Annotated in this window: 14 protein-coding genes; 11 read left to right on the top strand and 3 right to left on the bottom strand. The window is 46.3% G+C overall.

Annotated features, from left to right (window positions below; translation table 11 throughout):
- Positions 1 to 28 precede the first annotated feature (28 nt).
- Complete coding sequence (locus AB4Z50_RS31370; protein WP_441885577.1) at positions 29 to 583, bottom strand: TetR/AcrR family transcriptional regulator; 555 nt, start codon at positions 581 to 583, stop codon at positions 29 to 31.
- 252 nt (positions 584 to 835) lie between these two features.
- Complete coding sequence (locus tag AB4Z50_RS31365) at positions 836 to 1,870, bottom strand: EAL domain-containing protein (protein WP_441885524.1); 1,035 nt, start codon at positions 1,868 to 1,870, stop codon at positions 836 to 838.
- A 123-nt stretch (positions 1,871 to 1,993) separates the two neighbouring features.
- Here AB4Z50_RS31365 and AB4Z50_RS31360 point away from each other — a divergent pair, with 123 nt between their 5' ends.
- Entirely contained in the window at positions 1,994 to 3,550 is a 1,557-nt protein-coding gene (locus tag AB4Z50_RS31360; protein WP_441885522.1) for an ABC-F family ATP-binding cassette domain-containing protein, read from the top strand.
- 212 nt (positions 3,551 to 3,762) lie between these two features.
- Complete coding sequence (locus AB4Z50_RS31355) at positions 3,763 to 5,313, top strand: SAM-dependent methyltransferase (RefSeq protein ID WP_441885520.1); 1,551 nt, start codon at positions 3,763 to 3,765, stop codon at positions 5,311 to 5,313.
- A 324-nt stretch (positions 5,314 to 5,637) separates the two neighbouring features.
- Here the strand turns inward: AB4Z50_RS31355 and AB4Z50_RS31350 are convergent, their stop codons facing one another.
- The gene (locus tag AB4Z50_RS31350; protein ID WP_441885518.1) at positions 5,638 to 6,501 is read right to left on the bottom strand and encodes a helix-turn-helix domain-containing protein; all 864 of its coding nucleotides are present in this window, start codon (positions 6,499 to 6,501) and stop codon (positions 5,638 to 5,640) included.
- Between the two features lie 209 nt (positions 6,502 to 6,710).
- On the opposite strand from AB4Z50_RS31350, the gene AB4Z50_RS31345 reads away from it, so the two are divergent.
- From AB4Z50_RS31345 to AB4Z50_RS31305, 9 genes are all read left to right on the top strand, one after another.
- On the top strand, positions 6,711 to 7,496 hold the full coding sequence (locus AB4Z50_RS31345; RefSeq protein WP_441885516.1) for an SDR family NAD(P)-dependent oxidoreductase: 786 nt from the start codon (positions 6,711 to 6,713) through the stop codon (positions 7,494 to 7,496).
- A 23-nt stretch (positions 7,497 to 7,519) separates the two neighbouring features.
- Entirely contained in the window at positions 7,520 to 8,617 is a 1,098-nt protein-coding gene (locus AB4Z50_RS31340) for a mandelate racemase/muconate lactonizing enzyme family protein (RefSeq protein ID WP_441885514.1), read from the top strand.
- A 62-nt stretch (positions 8,618 to 8,679) separates the two neighbouring features.
- The gene (locus AB4Z50_RS31335) at positions 8,680 to 11,001 is read left to right on the top strand and encodes a glycoside hydrolase family 95 protein (RefSeq protein ID WP_441885512.1); all 2,322 of its coding nucleotides are present in this window, start codon (positions 8,680 to 8,682) and stop codon (positions 10,999 to 11,001) included.
- Positions 11,002 to 11,166: 165 nt separating this feature from the next.
- Positions 11,167 to 13,467, top strand: a complete 2,301-nt coding sequence (locus AB4Z50_RS31330; RefSeq protein WP_441885510.1) for an AraC family transcriptional regulator — start codon at positions 11,167 to 11,169, stop codon at positions 13,465 to 13,467.
- Between the two features lie 36 nt (positions 13,468 to 13,503).
- On the top strand, positions 13,504 to 15,144 hold the full coding sequence (locus AB4Z50_RS31325; RefSeq protein WP_441885508.1) for an extracellular solute-binding protein: 1,641 nt from the start codon (positions 13,504 to 13,506) through the stop codon (positions 15,142 to 15,144).
- A 342-nt stretch (positions 15,145 to 15,486) separates the two neighbouring features.
- Complete coding sequence (locus tag AB4Z50_RS31320; RefSeq protein WP_441885576.1) at positions 15,487 to 16,341, top strand: ABC transporter permease; 855 nt, start codon at positions 15,487 to 15,489, stop codon at positions 16,339 to 16,341.
- Between the two features lie 15 nt (positions 16,342 to 16,356).
- Entirely contained in the window at positions 16,357 to 17,277 is a 921-nt protein-coding gene (locus AB4Z50_RS31315) for a carbohydrate ABC transporter permease (protein ID WP_441885506.1), read from the top strand.
- A gap of 107 nt (positions 17,278 to 17,384) precedes the next feature.
- Complete coding sequence (locus tag AB4Z50_RS31310; RefSeq protein ID WP_076270350.1) at positions 17,385 to 19,058, top strand: extracellular solute-binding protein; 1,674 nt, start codon at positions 17,385 to 17,387, stop codon at positions 19,056 to 19,058.
- 76 nt (positions 19,059 to 19,134) lie between these two features.
- The gene (locus AB4Z50_RS31305) at positions 19,135 to 24,726 is read left to right on the top strand and encodes a X2-like carbohydrate binding domain-containing protein (RefSeq protein ID WP_441885504.1); all 5,592 of its coding nucleotides are present in this window, start codon (positions 19,135 to 19,137) and stop codon (positions 24,724 to 24,726) included.
- Positions 24,727 to 25,339: the final 613 nt, after the last annotated feature.

The following is a 25,339-nucleotide window of genomic DNA, read 5'->3' as shown; positions in this document are numbered from 1 at the left end:
TTTAAAAAAAGAATAAAAGCGTTGGCTTTTATTCTCCCTTTGCAGCTCTAGGCACTAGTCCAAATAGAATAATATCGACAATGGTGGATAAAGCTTCGGAAAGCGTAATATCATTTTTTTGATAAAAGCGTTGATCGAGTGTTGAGTTTGCTGCGTCGATCATTAGCTTCATAATGACAGATATATTTTTGTTAACTATTATACCTTCGTGAATGCCTTGTTCAATGACGCTGCGCAATGCATCCCAGTCATCGGTCAGCGCATCATCAATTTTTTTCCATTGCTCTGGGTAGTAGCGCTTCATTTGCTCCAATATCCGTATATCATATAATTCATAATGTTTTGTTAGAAGGGTTACAATACCTCTGATTTTCTCAATAATGGATAAGCTTGCGTCTTGCGTGATCAGAGCTGTTTTCTCATCGAATTCACCTAAAGTTTGCGCAATGAGTGCTTCCAAAATACTTACTTTAGAAGGGAAATGCTCGTACAATGTCCGTTTGCTAATCCCTAGCCGAGAGGCCAAATCGTCCATTGTAAATTTGATTCCTTTATCATGAATCTCTTCGATAAATGCTTTCATAATTCGATCTATCAAGAACAGACCCCCTGAGAGAAAACTTTTAGACTTGATAAAACTAAAAAAACTATAATAGTTTTATRCGACAATATTAACCACTTGCCTTGCTATTGTCAATCGCGAACTGCGCTTTGGAGAGCTGCATTTGATTATTGGAGTTTAAGAGAAAGAGGGAATGTGTTGAACATGTATAAAAAAAGGCCACGATAATCACATGGAGGATACCGTGGCAAAGATGGGTTCAGATGAAGTTAATTAAATCAAAATTGGTTGATTAGATAATGGCAGCGGGGCAGGCTTGCCTATTAAATAACCCTGAGCAAGAGTGATCTGCTGCGTTTTACAGAAATCGAGCTCTTCTTTCCGTTCCACTCCTTCTGCTAAAACCGTAGCACCAAACGATCTCGCACTTCGCACGATGTCTGCAATGAGCTTCTGTTTCTTATCGTTGCTATCGCAGTGGCTTACCAATTCACGATCTATTTTTACAAAATGGGGCTTGAGCTCTTCCAAAACGTCTAACGTAGAAAATCCAGATCCAACATCATCCAGTGCAACTTGAATACCGTGCTCTTTGTATACATTAAAAATGTTTTTTAAATGCAACACATCCGAAATCTTTTCCGTTTCTACGACTTCAAAAACAAAATCCTGCGGGTCCTGCTCATATTGCTCAATCGCCTCAAAGGTATGACTTAAGCAATAATTAGGATTATAAATGGATGAAGGCAAAAAGTTTATGAACCGTTTTGTTCCCTTTTTGAGGTGCATGGCACTGACTTGAATTGCTGAAATACGAGCAGAGCGATCAAGAAAAGAATGCAGGCCAGTTTGCTGTGCAACCTGAAAGAGTTCATAAGGTTGGAAGGCAGGTTGCCCTTCGGCAGGGCGCATGAGAAACTCATAGGCGAAAATGTTTTGGCTATCGATATCCATAATGGGCTGCATAAAACTTGTAAAATGATTATCAGCTATCATATGGACGAGGTGATGGTGATGAATGCGTGCGGCAAATAGGTTGAGAGGGAGACGATTGGGAGTCAAAGCAGAGCTTGTCTCTCCTACGTTCCCAAATTCGATTTGAACAGCTGATTGCTCCTCCGGACTCAATTGCTGCAACAGCTTGTTCAAATACTCCAAAAGCTGTTCTTTGGATGTGTATTGTATCTGTTCGGATTTCTGCGGGGTAACGAGTTTTATCTTACCTTGGTCTTGAATAGGGGGGACAAGCTCACAATTTTGACAACTCATGATGGCACCGCCTAACCCGAAATATGTTAAAAATTTCATGTTAATTATATCAAAATTATCGAATCGTGTCGAAGTTCATGAACAATTTAATCCCACATTGAGTTGTAGGGCCTATAACGTTTATAATAAAACGATAATATTCCAAAAGAAAAGGTGTCATTCATGAGCATATTAAACGTAGAACGACTAAGCCACGGCTTTGGAGATCGCGCGATCTTCAACGACGTATCCTTCCGCCTGCTTAAAGGCGAGCATATTGGACTGATCGGCGCTAACGGCGAGGGCAAGTCCACTTTTATGAACATTATTACAGGTAAGCTGCAGCCTGACGACGGCAAGGTTGAATGGTCGAAGCGCATGCGCGTAGGTTATCTCGATCAGCATGCGGTTCTCAGCAAAGGAATGACGATGCGGGACGTGCTGAAGGGAGCTTTTCAGTACCTGCTCGATATGGAACAAGAAATGAACGATATGTACGGCAGAATGGGCGATGTAACGCCAGAGGAACTCGAGCAAATGCTTGAGGATGTTGGAACGATTCAGGATACGCTGACGAATCAGGATTTCTATTTGATCGATGCGAAAATTGACGAAACGGCTCGTGGTCTTGGCCTTACGGATATTGGTCTTGATAAGGACGTTAATGATTTGAGCGGAGGGCAGCGGACGAAGGTGCTTCTAGCGAAGCTGCTGCTGGAGAAGCCGGACATTCTGCTTCTCGATGAGCCGACGAACTATCTCGATGAGCAGCATATCGAATGGCTGAAGCGTTACTTGCAAGAGTACGAGAATGCATTTATTCTCATTTCACATGATATTCCGTTCCTTAACAGTGTAATTAACCTCATTTATCATATGGAGAATCAAGAGCTGAACCGCTATGTTGGCGACTATGAATACTTCCAACAGGTTCATGAAATGAAAAAGCAGCAGCTTGAATCGGCATATAAGCGTCAGCAGCAGGAAATAGCTGATCTGAAGGACTTCGTAGCACGCAACAAAGCGAGCGTAGCGACGCGGAACATGGCGATGTCGAGACAGAAGAAGCTCGATAAGATGGATGTCATTGAAATTGCGAAGGAAAAGCCGAAGCCGCAGTTCAACTTCAAGGACGGAAGAACCTCCGGCAAGCTCATATTCGAGACGAAGGAGCTTGTTATCGGATATGACAGTCCGTTGTCGAGACCGCTTGATCTTCGTATGGAACGCGGTCAGAAGATTGCTCTCGTAGGGGCGAACGGTATTGGTAAAACGACGCTGCTTCGCAGTATTTTAGGCGAAATTCCAGCTATATCGGGTACGGTACAACGCGGGGAGCATCAGCAAATCGGATATTTCCAACAGGAAATTAAGGATGCAAACTACAATACGTGTATTGAGGAAGTGTGGAAGGAGTTCCCTTCACTCTCCCAATTCGAAGTACGTGCGGCACTCGCGAAATGCGGGCTGACGACCAAGCATATTGAAAGCAAAATTGCGGTGCTTAGCGGCGGCGAGAAGGCGAAGGTTCGCCTTTGCAAGCTGATCAACAGCGAAACAAACCTGTTAGTACTGGATGAGCCAACCAATCACTTGGATGTCGATGCGAAGGATGAGCTGAAACGTGCGCTTAAGGCGTACAAAGGAAGCATTTTGCTTATCTCTCACGAACCAGAATTTTACCGCGATGTTGTAACCGATACATGGAACTGTGAATCTTGGACGACGAAGGTATTTTAAATCGTCTAATATAGTCAGAAATAGGAGACGAGCCTGCAGGCGCGTCTCCTTTTTTGCGTATGGCAGGTGAAACCTTTTCGTTGGTTCATTAAGGCAAGAGTAGACAAGGCTGCATACAGATGCTAGGTTTAAAGCTGATGGATTTGACCTAGGATATTTGGGTAAGGCCAGTTTAATTCTTTTATTACATTAAGCAAAGTAGGTTTAAAAGAATGAATAATAGCGATCAGCCGATTTATCGATTTAGCGAAGCACCTATTTGGGAGCTGCAGCGCGCTTATTTTGAAGAGCAGGGCATCGAGGCGTGGCAAAATGATGAAGTGCCGCAGTACATTACGAACAATCCTGTGATCGCGTCTGCTTATGCGGAGATCATATTTGGATTTTTACAGGATAGAGCAAGGTTAGGTGGCATATCGGAGGAACCGATTACGATCCTTGAGCTTGGAGCAGGCTCGGGTCGACTAGCCTATCAAGTGCTGACGGCATTATGTGAGCTGATAGATTTTGCTGGTATGGAGCTTCCGCCGTTTCGTTACATCATGAGTGATTTGCCAGTCAAAAATATTGACTATTGGCAGCAGCATGAACGCTTACAGCCATTTGTCCAGCAAGGCATACTCGATTTCGCTAAGTTTGACGCGGTACGTGATACAGAGCTTCAACTGACGGAATCGGGTGTCACGATAAAGCAGGCAGGCCTGAAGGAGCCGCTGCTGCTTGTTGCCAATTATTTTTTTGACAGCATTCCGCAAGAGCTCATTTATGTGGATGAAGGTCATATTTTTGAATGTAAGGTGTCCTTTGCGGTACCTGCTGCTGAGGAGAATGGCATAGATGTATCGGACATGCTGGTGAGCATAGAGCCCGAGTATCATTACCGAAGGGCAGCCGAGTATGAAGAGCAATCGTACCCCTATCGGAATGTGATCGAGCTGTATAAGCAGCAGCTTGAGGATTCGCATATCCTCTTCCCGGAGATTGGGATGGATTGTCTTGAACGGCTTGGACGGTTATCACAAGCGGGATTTGTACTGCTTACAGCCGATAAAGGCGATCACCGAATGGAGAACTGGGCATTTGCTGAGCCGCCCGAACTGATTCATCACGGCAGCTTTTCGCTCACGGCCAATTATCATGCGATACAGCATGTTTTTGAACAAAAAGGCGCATTGTCCTATTTTACTAACCATCATTATAAAAATTTGAATGTCGGCTGCATCATCATGCTGGAGAAGCCAGCGACCTATGCGAACACACGCTTAGCTTATCGTCGTTTTGTCGAACGTTTTGGACCGGATGATTTCTTTAGCTTGAAGCTATGGTTTGACGAGCATTTGGAATCGCTAGAGATGTACGCCATTTTAGCTTTCTGGCGACTGAGCCGCTACGATGCGCAATTGTTCATTCAAAGCGCTGAGCGCATACACTCGCTGCTGCCAGATAGCAGCGACGAAGAAGCCGATGATCTTCGGCAAGGCATGCAAATGATGTGGGCGGGCTATTATCCGATGAATGAACAGCACCATTTGGCTTTGGCATGCGGAAGTCTGCTTTATGAGCTGGAGCTGTATGCGGATGCGAGGCTATATTTGGAGCGTTCGATGGAGGCTGGCAAGACGACTGTGGATGCACTCTACAAGCTGGCGATTTGCTGCTATGAAGAGGGCGAAGAGCCAGCAGCATTGCAATATGCGCATCAAGTTTTGGCGATGGAGCCAGAACATGAGGAAGCGAAGTCGTTGTTAACCGCCTTCAAATAGGAGGAGGAGCAGCCTTTTTCAATGTTCCGCGCACGTCGAATTGGTGTAATAAGCACGTATGTGTGCTTACGGACGAGCYACATAGGCTATTTTGAGGCTGTAAGCGCAAATRTGYGCTTACAGCCATTTTTCATTGTTSCGCRCACGTCGAATTGGCGYAAKAAGCACRTATGTGTGCTTACGGACGAGCTACATAGGCTATTTTGAGGCTGTAAGCGCAAATGTGTGCTTACAGCCATTTTTCATTGTTCCGCGCACGTCGAATTGGCGTAAGAAGCACATATACGTGCTTACAGCTTTTTTCGTTGCTGCACACTGGGGTGGTCATTTCTCTGACTGAGGCTGCATACGGTAATGTTTTGGACTGGTGCCATAGAAGGCACTGAAATGGCGTGTAAATGGATGGATAGAGGCATAACCAAGCTTCTCGGCAATGGCGGTAACGCTCAACTCGCTTTCGAGCAAGAGATGGGAAGCGCGTCTCATGAGCAGCTTGTGATGGTAGGCTTTAGGCGTGAGTCCGGTTTCTCGTAAAAACAAAGCATGAAAGTAGGTTCGCTTCAGCCCGCAAAATTCCCACCATGTCTCGACGGACTCGCGTTTCTCAGGATGAGCGTTTAGATGCGTGAGCAAGCGGACGATGCGATAATCGGTAGGCTGGTGCGTATGAATCGTATTGTACCAGTTCAGAATCCAAGCATAGAGCAAGCTGTTCATCATCTCTGTTCGGTAAAATTGCGTATCGTTATACAGCTTAGCGAGCATTAAGAAGGAATCATACAGCTCTGGATAAGGCTGCAAGGAAAATACGCATGGCAGGGTGTCGAGTTCATCACATGCCATGGAAGGGGCGACGGTATTCAGCTCGAACGGCTCCGGGGCGTAGATGAACGTTCGATTGGCAGAGACGGGATCACTCTGATTCCAGAGATCACAATACAAATTGTAGGAGGACAGCGGATGGTCGGATGAAATATGGAAGGCGTGAGGCTGCTCTGGCCTAAGAAAGATCAGCGTTCGATTGTTGATGGGGTATTTCTTGCCGTCAATCTCCATTTCTCCGGGACCATCAGTAAATAAATGAAAGGCATAAACGCTGCAAATGCGCAGCTTCTCATTGGAGCTGCCATCATAAAGGTAATACATGGAATCTCCGACATGAGGCGTGATCTCGTTCAGCTTCTTCAAGCGAACACCCTTTTCTTTGGTATATTCATATAAAATTTAGCGGATGAATTGTCAACTTAATGGATGTCTGATCAAATACACGTTCCTGTATAGATGATACAATAACAAAAATATTAGGGAATGAACAGCAATAGCTGATGTGGATCAATTAACAACATAAATCTTTTCTTTAGCTACATTAACGATTGCGTGTATATGGAGGAATGCCTTTGAGATTTAAAGATAAGGTTGTGCTTATAACCGGCGGCGGTTCTGGTATCGGCGAGGAAAGCGCACGGTTGTTCGCGGCAGAAGGCGCACAAGTCGTCATAGCGGATTGGAATGAGCATGAAGGGCAGCGCGTGGCTGATGAAATCAATAAACAACAAGGATTTTTGAAAGGGCTTCCATATATAAGTGCACGGGCAGTTCAGACGGATGTATCGCATGAGAGTGCGGTTGAAGCGCTTATGAAAGAAACGGTTCAGACATTCGGCAAGCTCGATGTTCTGTATAACAATGCGGCGGTTATTTTGCCAAAGCCGCTTGAGGAAATCGATGAGCAGTCATTTGACCATGTTCTTGCGGTAAATGTGAAGGGCGTGTATCTGATGATCAAGCATGCGATTCCGCTATTGCGGCAGACCAAAGGCACGATTGTGAATATGGCTTCGCTGAACGGTCTTATCGGGCAGCGGAATAATCCGATTTATGCTGCTTCCAAAGGTGCCGTTATTGCGCTGACGAAGTCATTGGCGCTCGATTTTGCAGCGGATGGTGTAAGAGTCAACTGTGTGTGTCCGGCCGGTGTGATGACGCCTTTATTGGAAGATTGGCTCAGACAGCAGCCTGATCAAGCAGCAGCGCTGGATGCGCTGAATGCGATGCATCCGCTTGGCCGATCGGCAACCTCGGAGGAGATTGCGCAGTCGGTACTGTATTTGGCTTCCCAGCAAGCGGCTTTTGTTACGGGTGTAGCTCTTCCGGTTGAGGGTGGAGCTTCGCTAGGCTATTAAACAAAAGGAAGGAAGTACAAACGATGAAAATTACAAAAGTTGAAACATTCGTTCTTCATGTGCCCATCGACCCGCCAATAACGGATGCGATTAATGTGGCGACGCATTGGGGACTGTCAGGCGTTCGGATCTTTACAGATGAAGGTTACGTCGGATACGGCTACACAGGAACCTGCGCCCATGGCGATGATATGATCGTCGACACGATTGAACGTTATTACGCTCCGGAGTTGATCGGCAAGGACCCTTTTATGGTAAAAGAGATTTGGGAGACGCTGCGGTATGGCAAAATGCACTGGATCGGACGGGCAGGCATTACGCATATGGCGCTTGCTGCTGTGGATATTGCGTTATGGGACATTATGTCGAAGGCGTCCAACAAGCCGTTATGGCAGTACCTTGGCGGACATAAATCAAAAGGCATTAAAGCCTATAACACGAACGGCGGCTGGTTGAACTGGTCGAAGGAGCGTTTGCTGAAGGATGTCACGGACATTGTTGAGCAGGGGTTTACGGGGGTGAAGATTAAGGTTGGCAAGTCCGATCCACATGAAGATTATGACCGAGTGAAGGCGGTGCGCAAAGCGATTGGCGATCAGGTGATCTTTATGATCGACGTTAATCAGCAATGGAATATTAATACGGCGATGACCTGGGGCAAGAAGCTGGAGGAATTTGATTTATTTTGGCTGGAGGAGCCGCTTAATCCTGATGATATTCTAGGTCATAAGAAGCTGGCGGATGCACTAAATGTTCCGATTGCACTCGGTGAGCATGTGTACTCGAAATATGCGTTCCGTGATTATATTCATCAAGGCGCTATCGAATATTGTCAGGTTGATGTTACGCGGGTAGCGGGTATTACGGAGTGGCTGCAGGTCGCGGGGCTGGCCGCTTCGTACGACATACCAATCTGCCCGCATGTCGGCGATATGGGACAAATTCACCAGCATTTGGTGGCGGCTACGCCGGGGGCAATGATGCTTGAGTATATCCCTTGGATCAGAACGATCTTTGTTGAACCGGCAACCGTCAAGAATGGACAATATGTGCTGCCGGAGCTGCCGGGCGCTTCCACTGAAATCATTCCTAAATATTTTAATGAATTCCGTATTCGATAGATAGCAGGGAAATTGACAATTCAATTGTTACACGAATCTTATAACTAAAGGATGGGGACTGCATGAATCATTCAAAGCTTTGGTATTCAGGGCCAGCAACGGATTGGAAGCAAGGACTGCCGATAGGGAATGGAAGAATAGGCGCGGTCATTCACGGTGGAATAGAAAGCGAAACATGGAACATGACAGAAATTACTTACTGGTCGGGTCAAGTGGAGCGCATTCAAGGAAATGGAAACCCGAAAGCCAATCTGGAGCAGATGAGAGAGCAGTTTTTCAAGGGCAATTATAGCGAGGGAGACCGGCTTGCTAAGCAAGGGCTGCAGCCGAATAAGCAAAACTTTGGCACAAACCTATCTGTGTGCGATATCAATTTGCGCTTCGAGCAGCAAGGGGAAGATCTTGTACGTGAGTTAAGCTTGGAAAAGGCAATTGTGCAAACTTCCTATACAAGCTCAGGCGGCAAAATAACACGTGAAACGTTCGCAACGCATGCCGATGGTATTGTTGTATCACGCATAAAGAGTGAGTTAAAAGGGGCAATATCCTTCTCGCTGAGCATTCAAGGAAGAACCGGAGATTTTGCAACGACAGCTGCGGATGACGATGCAATTGGATTCCGCGGCCAAGCGACGGAAGATGTGCACAGCAACGGAAAATGTGGTGTGTTTTGCGAGGGTATGGTTAAGGTCGTTGCCGTGGGCGGCATTATCGAAACCACTGGTAATGAAATCAAGGTATCGCAAGCGGATGAGGCGTTTATATATTTTGCGGTGAATACGGATTATGGCAGGACAGATGAGAATTGGGCTTCGGAATGCCATGCGCAAATTAACGATGCTATTGCCAAAGGTTATGAGCGCCTAAGAGCGGATCATATTGTAGATTATCGCGATTTGTACGCTCGTGTGACCCTTGATTTAGGCGATACGGCGAGTGCGAAGCTACCAACAGACGAGCGGATGAAGCAGCTTCGGAACGGGCAGTATGATGATCCGGATTTAGTCGCTTTATTTTTCCAATACGGCCGTTATCTAACGATTGCAGGCTCGCGCGAGGATTCGCCGCTGCCGCTGCATTTGCAAGGCGTGTGGAACGATGGCGAAGCGAATCGCATGGCTTGGAGCTGCGACTACCACTTGGATATCAACACGGAAATGAACTATTACCCGACGGAAATAAGCAATTTGGCGGAATGCCATGTACCTTTGATGAATTATATTGAACGTTTATCTGTCGCAGGCAGGCAAGCGGCTCAGGATTTCTACGGAAGCGAGGGCTGGGTGGCGCATGTGTTCTCGAATGCTTGGGGCTTCTCGGCTCCGGGCTGGGAGACGGGCTGGGGACTGAATGTAACAGGCGGATTATGGATTGCGATGCATTTGAAGGAGCATTATGAGTATGGGCTTGACCGCGATTTCCTAATGAAGCAGGCGTATCCCGTTATGAAGGAATCGGCGGTCTTTTTCCTCGATTATATGACTGTGCACCCTACTTATGGCTGGCTCGTAACCGGACCGTCCAATTCGCCTGAGAACAGCTTTTATCCGAGCGGCAGCAAGGATGAAGCTCAGCAGCTGTCGATGGGCTCGACGATGGACCAGCAGCTGATATGGGATTTGTTCACCTTTTGCCTAGAGTCGGCGAAGCTGCTGCAAATGGATTCTGAGTTCCAAGAGAAGCTGGAGCAAGCGTTATTGCTGATGCCGCCTCTCATGATCGGAAAAAAAGGACAGCTGCAGGAATGGCTCGAGGATTATGAGGAGGCGCAGCCGGAGCATCGCCACCTTGCTCATCTATTTGGCTTATACCCGAGCAATCAAATTACGCCGCGGAAGACGCCGGAGCTGAGTGCTGCCGCTAAGCAAACGTTGATTGGCCGGATGCAGACCGATGAGCTGGAGGATATTGAATTTACAGCTGTACTGTTCGCCACCGGCTTCTCCAGATTGTACGAAGGAGATCGTGCGCTAAAGCATATCACTCATTTAATTGGAGAGCTGTGCTTCGATAATATGCTGACCTATTCCAAGGCGGGTGTAGCCGGAGCGGAGACGAATATTTTTGTCATCGACGGCAATTATGGCGGAACTGCGGCGGTAGCGGATCTACTCCTTCAAAGCCAGCCGGGCGAAATTCACTTACTTCCAGCGCTTCCGGCTGTCTGGAACAAAGGGTCATACAAAGGACTGCGTGCCAAAGGAAATGTAGAGGTTGACGTCTCGTGGGAAAATGGCGTGCTGACTGAAGTAACGATTCAAGCTTTCTCTGCAGGTGAAACGGTCGTAAGATTCGGTGAGCAGGAAGTGCAAGTCTCTTTGATGCCCGGCCGCGTATATCGATTCGATAAAGACTTGAAAGCTCTAGTACAGCAAGAAGCTTAAACGGAATGAGCCTAGTCAGTGAATAAGACAACTACTTGTTTTTAATAGTAGTTGTCTTTTCGCGTCAGTAAGTTATTATAAATGAGCGAAGCTCTTTTGTTGCTTCTAGGCTTCTGTACTGCCTATGTTATGAAAGCGCTAACAATCAAGGGAGGTGGGTTGACCGTGCCAAAGTACTCAACCATTTTTCGGAAATTTCTCATTTCATATCTTATTATCTTGGTCATTCCAAGCATAGCAGGTTACGTTTCCTATCGTACTTCAATCTCGGTGACACAATCCATTTCCATTGAGAATAGCGTCACATTGCTGCAGCGGAGCCAGGATATTTTGGAGAGAAGGATGGTTGAGGTTGAGGGCTTCACAAGGCAGCTCGCTTTGAATCCTGATTTAAATAAATTAATGAATGAGCAGAAAAAAGGCGACATCGTCAACGTCTATGGCATTTGGAGCATGGTGAGACAAGTAACGCCGTTTAGCCAGACAAATGATTTCTTGCAAAACTATTTTATCTACTTAAATAACTATGATGTGATCTTTACGCAGGGCTCCGCCTATTTCCGTCCCGAACATTATTATCAGAACTTTCATTATAACGATCTTACGCTCGCGGAATGGAAGGAAACAGTACTGGACAAAACTCACCGAAGTGAAATTATGCCTCTTCGCTCCTTTACTAGCAATGCCAAACAATCCTCCGTCGTTACGTATATGCAGTCGCTCCCTTTGGACAGCTTTAGCGGCTCATCACCTGCTACTGTGGTCGTCATGATTGATGAAGAAAACATATCTAGCCTGCTCGCGGGAGTAGAGGATCGTTACGGCGGCTGGGCTCATATTAGCGATGCGCAAGGGAATACAGTAGGACTCCGCGGAATTAGCGAGGAAAATGCCAAGCTGCTGTCTTCGGATTCACGCCTCATCCAAGACAAAGTTAGCCAATTTTATAATAATGATCTTGTCATTACGATTCATTCCGAAAAAAATGGTTGGACCTATCGAGCGGGAATTCCAAAGCAGGTGCTGATGGAAAACGCAAATCAAATTAAACATATTACTTGGCTGGTGACAGGTATCGCTTTACTTCTCGGCCTGCTGGCTGGTCTGCTCCTGTCCTACCGAAACAGCGCACCAATGAATAGGCTGCTTACGGTAATGAAGGAGCAGTTTGGCAAGGATGGCATTACGGGCCGAAACGAATATGATTTTTTGCAGGGCAACATATCGAGCATCATTACGAGCAATCGCCACCTGGAGACGGAATTAAAACGGCAGCTTCCTTTAGTTAGAGATGGTTTCTTAAAACGGTTAATTGCTGGGGAGTTTCACACCACTGAGGAAATTACGGCAGCGGCTGTACAGGCGGATACGAGGTTTGATACAAATGAGGGTTATGTCGGTATTTTGCAGATTAATGGATACTCCGGCATGGACAACGTAGAAATACTGAACGAGCTGTATGCAGCAAGACTCATTTTGAAAAAGGCGTTAATCGATCTGGACAGCCAGCTGCATATGACGGATCTTGGCTCGGATCGAATTGTGACGATTATAACGTCCATGGAAGGGGAGTATGGAGTCGAAGCAGCTAAGCTGCGAATGAGTCATATTCTTGAGAAGCTGTCCGATATCGCTTATAGGGAGTATAAGATTTCGGTCACTGCAGCATTCGGAGATGCGTTCACGACTATTCTTGACGTTAGCCATTCCTATGAGCAGGCGAAGCAAACGATCGAGTATGCCGAATTTAATAGCAAAAAGAGCTTCGTATGGTTTACGGACTCTAGGCTTGAAACAGCGACATATTATTATCCAATGGACATTGAGCAGCGCTTGATTAGCACCATTCGTGCGGGAGATTCGGATGAGGCAAAGCGGATGGTTCATTCGGTTATGAATATTAATATGGAAAATAAGCAGCTTTCTATCGAGATGAAGCAGCAGCTGATCGGCGAGCTGAAGGGTACGCTGCTTAAGCTGCTGGACCAGAAAACGTTCATGGAATCCGAGTTGCTGCATGCGTTGAAAAATCAAATCATCGGCATTCAAGCTTCTAATCCAATGGCGGCTATACAGGAGGAAATCATCGAAATTGTAGAAGCATTATGCAGCATCATCAACAGCAAAAAAAATCATGTTCATATTCAAACCGTCGAGGAAATTAAGCAGTTTATTGCTGAGGCTTATGGCGACTCCGAGATGACCTTATACCGCATTGCAGAGCGGGTGGAGCGGCCGGAGAAATACATTTCCCAATTGTTCAAAGAGGTTACGGATATTAATGTCTCTGACTATTTGGAGATGATTCGTATAGAGCAGGCTTCCTCCTTATTACGGACGAACGCTTATACTGTTGATGAAATCGCTGCTCGCGTCGGGTACAACAGCTCTCATTCGTTCCGAAGAGCCTTTAAGCGAGTCATGGGCGTTGCGCCAAGCTCATATCGACAATCGATCGAAGTGTAAGCGTTCAGCGCAGTTACCGATAAGGAGAGGGTTTGAATGAAGAAAAGAATCGCAGGCCTATCTGCGCTTATACTTCTTGTAGTTTTACTGCTTGCCGCGTGCTCGCAAAGCAATGAGCCAGCTCATACGGATGCAGCTTCGCTTGCTTCCATAGACAAGCCGGTCGAGATTAATGTTTTCGCCCAGCAGGATACCAGCATCGATTTAAAAAAAAATGATTTTACGAGGCTGCTTGAAAATAAATTTAATGTCAAATTTAATTGGGACATTATTTCGATGGACGGCGCAAAGGAGAAACGGCAAATTTCACTTGCAAGCGGCGATTTTCCTGATGCTTATATTTTAACGGCCTACATTGACCAGTTCACACAATCCGATTTGTTGAAGTATGGCAAGCAAAGCGTATTTCTGCCGTTAAATGAGCTCATAGAGCAATATGCGCCGAACATTAAAGCCGCGATGGAAAAAGATCCGAAGCTTAAAGCTTTGAATACAGCTCCTGATGGCAATATTTATGGGCTTGTTGCTTATAGCGAATGCTTCCACTGCTCCTATCCAAACAAAATGTGGGTAAACACGAAGTGGCTTCAGCGGTTAGGGCTTGATATGCCCAAAACGACAGACGAATTCAAAGAGATGCTGAGAGCGTTCAAGCAAAACGACCCGAACGGAAATGGTTTGATGGATGAAGTTGCGCTGAGCGGCTCGACGGAAGATTTTGGCGTTCATATTGTTCCTTATTTGATGAATGGCTTCATTTATGATGACGACCGCAATTATTTATATATGAATAATGGGAAGGTGGATACAGCGGCCAATAAGCCGCAATGGAAGGAAGGGATTGCCTATATTAAGTCACTTTATGACGAGGGCTTAATTGATCCGGGAGCCTTTATTCAAAATGCCGAGGCGCTAAAAAAAGCTGGAGACAATGCAAATGCTGATATTCTCGGCGCAGCTGCAGCCATGCATCCTGCTATCTTCGTGAGTGAGCGAACGAAGGATTATGCACCGCTGCCGCCGCTTGCGGGGCCGTATGCTTCCTATGCTACCTTTGCCAGCGGCGGCATATCACCGGGAGCTAAATTTGTCATTACGAATAAGGCGAGCAAAGAAGCGCAAATTGCCTTAATTCGAATGGTTGACTACATGTACACGCCGGAAGGACAAACCCTAGCGCAATCAGGTCTTGAAGGCGTAGGCTGGCGAAAGCCGGTAGCTGGTGAGGTGGCGCTTGGTGAAGGGCTGGAGCCCAAATTTGCAACGCTGATCCCCATCGAAAGCACAGAGCAAAAGAACACCGGCTGGAGCGGGATGGCTCATTTCTATATGCCAAGAGATTATCGAGACAGCTGGGTCGCAAGCAAAGACATATACGCGCCCGACGGCTATGAGCGGAGGCTTATTGAAGCGACTCTGCTGTATGAGGGACATGAGCCAGATGAAATGTTTCCGGTGTGGAACATTTGGCTTGATTCGGCACAAGCTGATGAAGTCGGTATGCTGAGCACAAATTTGATGAATTACATCGATCAAAGCATGCTTCAATTTATTACCGGCAACTTGGATTTGGATAGGGATTGGGATACTTACGTGAGCGGACTAGAAAATATGCAGGTCGATCGTTTTATTGAAATCATGCAAAAAGCATATGACCAAAACAAACCTATGCACTAGAATTGCATAAGCAATAACCCGACTGCCCGAGCAGTCGGGTTTTTTTGGCGTTTCTAAGCAGCAATCCTGAAAATTGTACGCCGCTGCGGCGATTTGCCCCCTGAAAACAGGGGTTATTGTACGTTAAAAGACGCAAATGTACCTGTTTGGATAATATAGATTTCTACTATGATCATCGTATAGAAAGCGCTGTCATTTCATCGGCCATTAGCTACCTAGGGGGGGATTGTTCTGGAAAAAGAGATTGTATTGAATAACAAGCTGCTAAAGCAAAAGAGCAAGCGCAGCCTTGCGGATGAAGCGAGCAAAAGCTTCAAGAAGCATTGGCAGCTGTACCTTATCATTATACCGCCTGTATTGTTTTTTCTTATTTTTAAATATTACCCGATGTTGAATGCGGTGCTTGCCTTTAAGGATTACAACGTCATTAAAGGCATTTGGGGCAGCGAATGGGTCGGGCTCAAAAACTTCAGGCTTTTCTTTGAAAATCCGATGTTCTGGACGCTGGTCAAGAACACCATATACGTCAGCGGTTATTTATTGCTCGCGGGGTTTCCGATACCAATTATTTTGGCGTTGATGCTCAATGAAGTGCGAAATGGCCGTTTCAAACGGCTTGTACAGCTGGTCACCTTCGCTCCTTATTTTATCTCTACAGTCGTTATGGTATCGATCATTATGATGTTTCTGGCGCCGCGGCTTGGCTTTGTGAATGTGGCGCTCCACTACTTCGGCATGGATTCAGTCAACTTCCTTGGTGAAGCCAGCATGTTCCGATCGATCTTTGTTTGGTCGGATATTTGGCAGACGGCTGGTTATTCCGCGGTCATTTATTTGGCGGCGCTTGCGGGCATCGATCCTACGCTTTATGAGGCTGCCAAAGTGGATGGCGCTTCGCGATTTCAGAAAATCGTCCACGTTGATTTGCCGGGCATTTTGCCGACCATTACGATCATTCTCATTCTAAATGTAGGCAGCGTAATGGCGATTGGCTTCGAGAAAATTTATTTGCTGCAAAATCAGCTCAATATCGTTAATTCCGAAATAATCGCCACATACGTGTACAAAATTGGACTCTTAAATGCCAATTACAGCTTCGCTACAGCGGTAGGCTTGTTTAATTCATTCATCAATCTCTTGCTGCTGTTCACGGTTAACGGTTTGGCCAAACGGTTTATGAAATCAAGCATTTGGTAAAAGGGGAGTGCGCCTATGGCATCAACGAAGATAGCATCGCAGGCACCAATCAGACAAACGATTAAGGATTCAACAGGCGATAAGATTTTTTTGTTCATTATTTATGTCATATTGGCAGTTGTGTTGATCGCGGTTATTTATCCGCTTATTTATATTATCAGTAGCTCGATCAGCAGCCCGGCAGCCGTTACTTCCGGCCGTGTCTGGCTGTGGCCCGTTGATATTTCCTTTAAGGGCTTTAAGGTTCTGTTCGATACGCCGGAAATTATGAGAGGGTACGGGAACTCACTATTCTATACTGCAGCAGGAACGTTGATCAGCGTAGTGCTTACGGTCATGATTGCGTATCCGATGTCGCGCAAATCCTTTTTTGGCCGCAGCGTCATTATGATGCTCATTACGTTCACCATGCTCTTCAGCGGCGGTTTGATTCCAACGTACATGGTGGTGAAGGAGTTTGGCATGATCGATTCGCGGTGGGCGCTGCTCATTCCGAATGCCGTTTGGGTATGGCAGGTGATTATTGCACGCTCCTTCTTCCAGTCGTCCATTCCAGATGAATTGTTTGAAGCAAGCGAGATCGATGGCTGCAGCGACATCAGATTTATGCGAAGCGTGGTTATTCCGTTATCCAAGCCCATTCTTGCGGTGCTTTTCCTAATGTACGGCGTAGGTCAGTGGAATGCCTACTTCGATGCCTTAATCTTTCTCAAATCAGCGAAGCTGTTTCCGCTTCAGCTCGTTCTGAGGAGCATCATCATTATGAACAACAGCGCAAGCGTAACGGATGCCTTGAAGCAAGTGGAAAGGCAGCAGCTGTCAGAGCTACTTAAATATTCGCTGATCGTAGTCGCTACGCTGCCAGTTCTTATTATTTATCCTTTCGTACAGCGTTATTTCGTACAAGGAATGCTTGTTGGCTCAGTCAAAGGCTAACCGGAAAGAGGCAGAAACTGCGCTGGTTTGCATGAGAGGAGGTGGTTCATTTGTAGTGTAATTGCAATACAAAAGTATGGCACAAATCGAAAAAGGGAGCGATACATTTGAAAAAGAGACTCGTAAGTTTGCTCGCAATCATGCTGATGATCAGCTTGGTGCTTGCCGCGTGCTCGAATAATAAAGGAACTTCCAACACTAATAAGGCAACAAATACGCCAAAGGCACAATCGGAAGAGACGGGAGCAACCGCACCGGTTGAAATTACGATATTTGCGGTACAAGAGCCGAATATCGATATGGCTACGAATAAATTCACCAAATTTGTAGAAGAGAAATTCAACATAAAACTTAAATTTGAAACGACTCCACCGGATGGCGCGAAGGAAAAACGTCAGATTTCATTAGCGAGCGGAGATTACCCGGATGCGTATATGCTTCCTGGCTACATTGATCAATTCACGCAGGCTGATGTTGTGAAGTATGGAAAACAAGGGGTGCTGGTGCCTCTGAACGATCTGATCGAGCAATATGCGCCAAACATTAAAGCAGCTATGGAAAATAACTCTGACTTAAGAGCGTTCAACACGGCACCCGATGGCAATATTTACGGACTTGTCGCTTACAGCCAGTGCTTCCACTGCTCGTATCCGAACAAAATGTGGTTGAATACGAAATGGCTGGATAAATTGCAGCTGGAAATGCCCAAAACGCCTGAAGAGTTTAAGGCTGTATTAAAAGCGTTCAAAACACAAGATCCAAACGGCAATGGCATTGCTGATGAAGTGCCGCTAAGCGGTTCAATCGAGGACTTTGGCGTACGCGTCATTCCATTCCTCATGAATGGTTTTGTCTATGACGATGACCGCAATTACTTGAATCTAACCAACGGTAAAGTAGAGTCGGCTGCGCTTAAGCCGGAATGGAGAGAAGGCTTAACGTATATTAAATCGTTATACGATGAAGGCTTAATCGATCCGGGCGCCTTTGCACAAAACGCGGAAGCTTTCAAAAAGATTGGCGAAAATGGCGATGCTCAAATTTTGGGCGCTGGCGCCGGCATGCATCCTGCTATCTTCGTAAATATCGATGTAGGCAACAAAAACTCAGCTGATTACAACCCCGTACCTCCGCTTACAGGACCACATGGCTCGTTCGCGACTCATGATGGCGGCGGCGTTGCGCCGGGAGCAAAATTTGTAATCACAAATAAAGCATCTGAAGAACAAAAAATTGCGCTTATTAAATTGGTGGATTACATGTTTACAGAAGAAGGACAAACGAACGGCGCTTCCGGCATGGAAGGCATCGACTGGAGAAAGCCGAAGGAAGGCGAAGTAGCGCTTGGAGAAGGCGTTACACCGAAGGTAGCAACGATTCCTGCGGTTGAAGGCGAAGCGCCTCGTAATGCAGGTTGGAGTGGAACGGCTCACTTCTACATGCCAAGGGAATACCGAGACAGTTGGGTTCAAGGTACGGATATTTATGATTCCGCCAACTATGAGCGCAGACTGTATCAAGCGACGCTACTGTATCAAGGCCATGAGCCGAAGGAGCTTTTCCCATTGTGGGCGATTTGGATTGATTCAGCGGAAATCGATGAGGCAAGCATTTTGCAAACAAACATTAAGTCATTTATTGAGCAAAATGCGCTTCAATTCATTACCGGAAATAAATCGCTTGAGAAGGATTGGGACGGTTACGTGAAGGGACTCAAGGATCTGAAAATCGATCGTTATCTCGAAATTTTGCAAAAAGCGTACGACCAATCATTTAAATAATAGTGATTTCAAAGGATCAGGTTCTTTATTGCGAGATAAAAGCCTGATCCTATTTCATAAACAAAGGAGCTAAATAATGACGCAAATAATGAAAAAATCACGTTTGTGGCTGCTAATCGTTGTGATGATTACAGCGCAGCTAGGAATCGTGATACCAAAAACAGATGTTGCGGAGGCGGCGAATAATGGATTAGCTGCGAAGCCATATATGGGCTGGAGCAGCTACAGCTTGCAGGTTTATACGGGCAATGGGCAGTGGATTAACGCAGACAATATTAAGGCGCAATCGGATGCCATGCATGAGAAGCTTCAGCCTTATGGCTACGAGTATATTAATATCGATGCGGCATGGAATGGCGGAATGGACGAGTATGGGCGGCCAATCCCAAGTACAACTTTATATCCAAATGGCTTTCAAGAGGTGATCGATTACGTCCATGCGAATGGGCAAAAGATCGGCTTGTATGGCATTCCAGGTTTATCGCCGCAAGCTTATGATCAGGATCTGCCGATCTATGGCGCTCCCGGCTGCTCGATGAAGGACATCGCGGCTCAGCCGATTCAGGAGTCGGATTATTGGGGGCTCGGCTACAAAATAGATTTCAGCCAGCCATGCGCGCAGAGCTACATAAATTCAATTGCCGATCTTTATGGAGAATGGGGCATCGACTTTTTGAAATTTGACAGCGTGACGCCAGGCTCAGGCATTTCTGACCTTTCGTTGGATGCGCGTGACGATGTAAAGGCTTGGTCGCAGGCGCTGGCTCCCCACCAAATTTGGCTGGAGCTTTCCTGGGCGCTTGATATCAAATACATCGATTACTGGAAGCAGTATGCAAACGGATGGCGTGTGGACTGGGACATCGAATGCTACTGCGGCAACGGAGGTTTAACGGCTTGGCCTAATATCGCTAGACTATTCCCGAAAGCAGAGCAGTTCTGGCGTCATGCAGGTCCAGGCGGCTGGAATGATTTTGATTCATTGAATATCGGAAATGGAACAATGGATGGCATCACGAAGGACGAGCGGATGTCGGCGATGTCGTTCTGGGCGATTTCATCGGCGCAATTATACATCGGCAATGACATGACAAATTTGGACGATTACGGCATCGAGCTGTTGACGAATGAAGAAGTAATCGCGGTCAATCAGGCTGGCAGGCCGGGACATCCTGTATCGACAGCGACGGAACAGCAGGTGTGGTATGCGAATAATGGTGATGGAAGCTATACGGTTGGTTTCTTTAATCTCGGAAGCTCTGCTGCGACGGTTAACGTGAATTGGAGTGATATTGGCATCACCGGTCCAGCCACTGTCCGTGATCTGTGGAGCCATGAGGATTTGGGCTCATTTGCGACTGGATTCAGTGATGAAAATTTGGCTTCGCATGCTTCGAGGTTGTTCAAGGTAGTGGCACAGGATGGAACAGCAGCTGCTAATGACGACGACACCGGAATGAAATATTCTGGCCATTGGGTTCGCAACGGCGGGCAGGAGCTAGTCGGAGACAAGCAAAATCTCATTATTGATGTAAGGGATAACACAGCGCAAAACAGCAGTATTAGCCCATCTGCGGCAAGCTTCAATAAGAAGGCTTCGGAGCAGGCTGATGCTGCGACGGTAATGACGCTGAACGGAAATACACTGAATAGTATCACTAACAATGGAACGGTACTGTTGTCTGGTACGGATTACACCGTATCAGGTGATACCGTTACGATTAAAAAAGAGTACCTAGCAGCAAGACAGGCAGGCATCGCGAATTTAACATTTGCGTTTAGCGGCGGGGCATCACAGACTTTTGCCATAACCGTAACCGACACGACAATAAGGGATAGCAGGGTTACTCCTGCAACAGTGAGCTTTGATAAGAAGCTGTCCACTCAAGCTGATATTACGCTGACGACCTCGTTAAACGGCAATGAATTAACGGGCGCTGCGCATGAAGGAAACGCTTTGGCAATCGGCACAGACTACACCGTATCGGGAAGCCAGCTGACGATTAAGAAGGAGTATCTAGCGGGGCTTCCTATGGGAACGACGGCTTTAACCTTCTCATTCAGTGCAGGTGCGGAGCAGCATGTTTCCTTAGTCGTAAGGGATACATCTGTAGGCGGGTCGGTTTCCATCAATGATGATCATCCGTCTATTGTCTATACAGGCGGCTGGAACCGCAGCTATAACCGCGGGCTTGGCGATTATATGGATGATGTGCATTATGCGGAGGCGAACAACAACGATTATTTTGAGTATACGTTTACGGGAACGGGCGTTGAATTCATTACCGAGCTGGACCCTTCACAAGGTGAAATAGACATCTATGTGAACAACGTATTCCAGCGAACGATCAGCACCTACAACATCGGAAGGCTGGCACAGCAGCCAGTATTCAACATAACAGGACTCACTAACGGAACCCACACGCTTAAAGCGGTGAAGAAGTCTGGTTACTTCCTGCTGCTCGATAAGCTGAGAATTAGTGTGCCGGATTTAATTAGCGCGAGCAGTGGAATGTTTGATAAGGCTGATGGGCAGCAGGCTGATTTTACTCTTTCGACAACAGTCGATGGAAACAGCCTAAGCAGTATTGCAGGTGGTTCAGGAGCCTTGATAGCGGGCGCGGATTATACGGTTGATGGCAATGTAGTGACGCTTAAAAAGGAATATTTGGCGGCACAGCCTCTTGGGACTGCGAGCTTGATCTTTGCCTTTAATGGCGGAGCGACGCAGACGCTGGCGATTGCTGTAAGTGATTCATCTGCTGCTAACAGCACAATTAACCCCGTCACAGCTAGCTTCAATAAGAAGGCAGATATGCAGGCAGATATCGCAACAACGTTAACGCTGAATGGAAATACGCTTGTCGGTATTTCGAATGGCACAACGACGTTGACGGCAGGCAGCGATTATATCGTTTTGGACGGTACAGTCACAATTAATAAAGCGTATCTGGCATCATTGCCGCTCGGCATGGCGAATTTGAGTTTTAGCTTTGATCACGGAATGGTACAGAACCTATCGATTGTCGTAAGTGATACGACAGGTCAGAACAGCACAATGGTCCCAAGCGCATTAAGCTTCGACAAGAGAGCGAATGCACAAGCAGATATTTGGACGAAGCTCACTTTTAACGGGAACAGCTTGAGCGGTATTGCTGATGGTGCGGCGGCTTTGCAGGCAGGCGTCGATTATCAGTTGTCGGGCGACCAGCTTACGATTAAGAAGGAATTCCTTGCGGCCAAGCCAAATGGAATGACCAATCTGACGTTGTCTTTTAGCGGTGGAGCTGCGCAAATACTGGCTATCGCAGTAAGCGATACGTCTAGAGGCCGCTATGTATCTATTAATAATGATGATAGCGGAATCTCTTATAAGGGTGCATGGCAGCATGGAAGAAACCGTGGATTAGGCGATTACAAGGATGATGTCCATTACACGGAGGCGAACAATGATTATTTTGAATATGGGTTTGAGGGAACAGGCATTGAGATCGTAACGGAGAAAGATTCCTCGCAAGGGGATATCGATGTTTATGTGGATGACGTGTTTAAGCAAACGATCAGCACGTACAATACTAGCCGGCAAATTAGGCAGACGGTTTATAGTATTGAGGGATTGTCTGAAGGAACACATAAAATTAAGGTCGTTAAGAAATCCGGGTATTATATGCTGTTAGACCAATTACAGTTTAGAGTTGCAGATATGATTAGTCCGGATGCTGCAAGCTTTGACAAGACGGCACAAGCCGATGTAACGACAACGCTTAGTATTGATGGCAGCAATCTGCTTGGTGTTACGAATGGCGCTATAACGCTTGCGGCGGGCAGTGATTACACGATATCGGGTAGTGTGATTACAGTTAAAAAAGAATATCTTGCCGCACAGCCGGATGGAACGGTGAGCTTAGCCATTTCCTATAAAGGCGATTATCAAAATGACCTGCACGCTACGGAGACGGATGGCGATTATGTTGAATATTCATTCACTGGAACCGGCATAACATTAATTGCGCCGAAGTCAGCTTCTCAAGGTGACATAGACGTCTACGTTGACGATGTATTTAAGGAAACAGTAAGCGCGCATCATGCGAGCAGACTGACCCAGCAAGCGGTATACAGCATATCTGGGCTAGCAAATGGCGCTCATACGATTAAGGCGGTTAAAAAATCCGGCGAATATATGTTGGTGGATGGTGTGAAGTTTGAGGTGAATACGGCGACGTTGCCAACGGCAACGCCAACAACAGCGCCAACAGCAACAGCAACGGTAACGGCAACAACAGCGCCATCGGCAACACCAACGGCAACAGCATCACCGTCAGCAACGCCAACAGCAACACCGGAAGAAACAATAGCGCCGACGCCGTCGGCAACGCCATCGATAACACCAACATCGGCACCTATAACCACGAGTGCTCCAGCTAAGGAGCTCATCACGATTGAAGTTGAAAATGCCGCTAAGGTTGTAATCACGCGTACGACACAAGCGGATGGCAAGAAAACGGATGATGTGCCGATTACTGTTGATCAAGCGCAAAAAGCTGTAAACAGCGTCACAGCAGCAGGACACAAATTGGTTAATATCACGATTCCTGATACGAAGGATGAAGTAACACTAACTTCTGTCACTCTGCCGAAGGAAGCAAATAAAGTGTTCGCAGATGCAAAAATTGATTTAGGCATATCGACAGAAAACGTTAAGATAATGGTGGCTAGCGGCTTGCTTCAGTCATCACTGGAGGATCTATTCATTCGTTTTACACCGGTTAAGGAGGAAGCGAAGAAGCAGGAAATTGCGGGTCGAGCGAATAAAGAAGCGATGTTAAGGATCGTTGCAGGAAATAAAGAGGCATCTATAATAGGCCGTCCGATGAGCATTGAAACGAATATGCCAAAAGGCAATGTAACCCTCATTTTGCCTTTGAAGGATGTGAAGCTGAGCGAAGCAGACCGGAAGGACCTGGCTGTATATATCGAGCACAGCGACGGAACGAAGCAGCTGCTGAAGGGCATTATCGTACCGTTTAACGACAAGGGCGAGATGGGCCTTCAATTCACAGTCGACAAATTCAGTCTTTTTTCACTCGTCCATGTGGAGGGTTTAGCCGATTCTAGCTTGGGTGCCGCTTATATGAATGGTTATGAGGATAGTACATTTAGACCGGAAAACAAGATTACTCGTGCTGAGATGGCGGTTATTCTGTTAAGAATCGTGAAGCAGGAAGCAACTGCGGCGGACATTTCTTATCATGATGTTCTCGCAGGCAACTGGGCGAAGGATGCGATTTCGAAAGTAACAAAAATGGGCTTAATGCAAGGATATGAAGATGGAACGTTTGGTGCTGAAAAAGCAATGACACGCGCTGAAATGGCGAAGCTTATATCCACGCTTATCGGTGCTGCACCAAAGGCTGGAGCAGGTTTTACCGATATTTCGACTCATTGGGCGAAGGCAGCTATTCTAAATGTGCAAGCCGCTGGAATCACTAATGGCTATGCGGATGGAAGCTTTAAGCCAAATAACGCGCTGACGCGTGCAGAAGCAGTCAGTATGATCAACAAAATGCTGGGCAGAGTCAAACTAGTTGGCATAACATCATCCCCGTGGAAGGATGTTACTAGCAAGCACTGGGCTTATGGCGATATTTTAGCGGCATCGGTTAAGTAGCAGAGATAGGGTGTCCAAAAAGAGTTAAACTCGCTGAAGAGATATTTCGATTTAATTAAAAACCATAAAAATATTGAAAAAATGGCGTCACAGGAACTTATTCCAGTGCCGTCATTTTTCTTTTTTGGTCTATGTATGTTTGTTTAAATAAATGGTAGGCGAGCGAATTTCTACGTCTGCTTGAGGTGGGAAATGGAGCTGTAAGCACGCATAGGTTCTTACAGCGAGAGAAAACGATAGGTTTGTTGTCTGTAAGAACAAATATGCGCTTACAGAGTTGCGGCAGCGTTTGTTCGAGGTGGRAATGGAGCAGTAAGCACACATAGGTTCTTACAGCGAGAGAAAACGATAGGTTTGTTGTCTGTAAGAACAAATATGCGCTTACAGAGCTACGGCAGCGTTTGTTCGAGGTGGAAATGGAGCTGTAAACACGCATAGGTTCTTACAGCGAGAGAAAACGATAGGTTTGTTGTCTGTAAGAACAAATATGCGCTTACAGAGTTGCGGCAGCGTTTGTTCGAGGTGGAAATGGAGCTGTAAGCACGCATAGGTTCTTAARGAKRAAGAAAAGGCTAGGTTTGTTGTCTGTAAGAACAAATATGCGCTTACAGAG

The organism is Paenibacillus sp. 2TAB26, from assembly GCF_052115145.1.
Classification (GTDB): domain Bacteria; phylum Bacillota; class Bacilli; order Paenibacillales; family Paenibacillaceae; genus Pristimantibacillus.
This window is presented reverse-complemented; position numbering and strand designations above follow the sequence as displayed.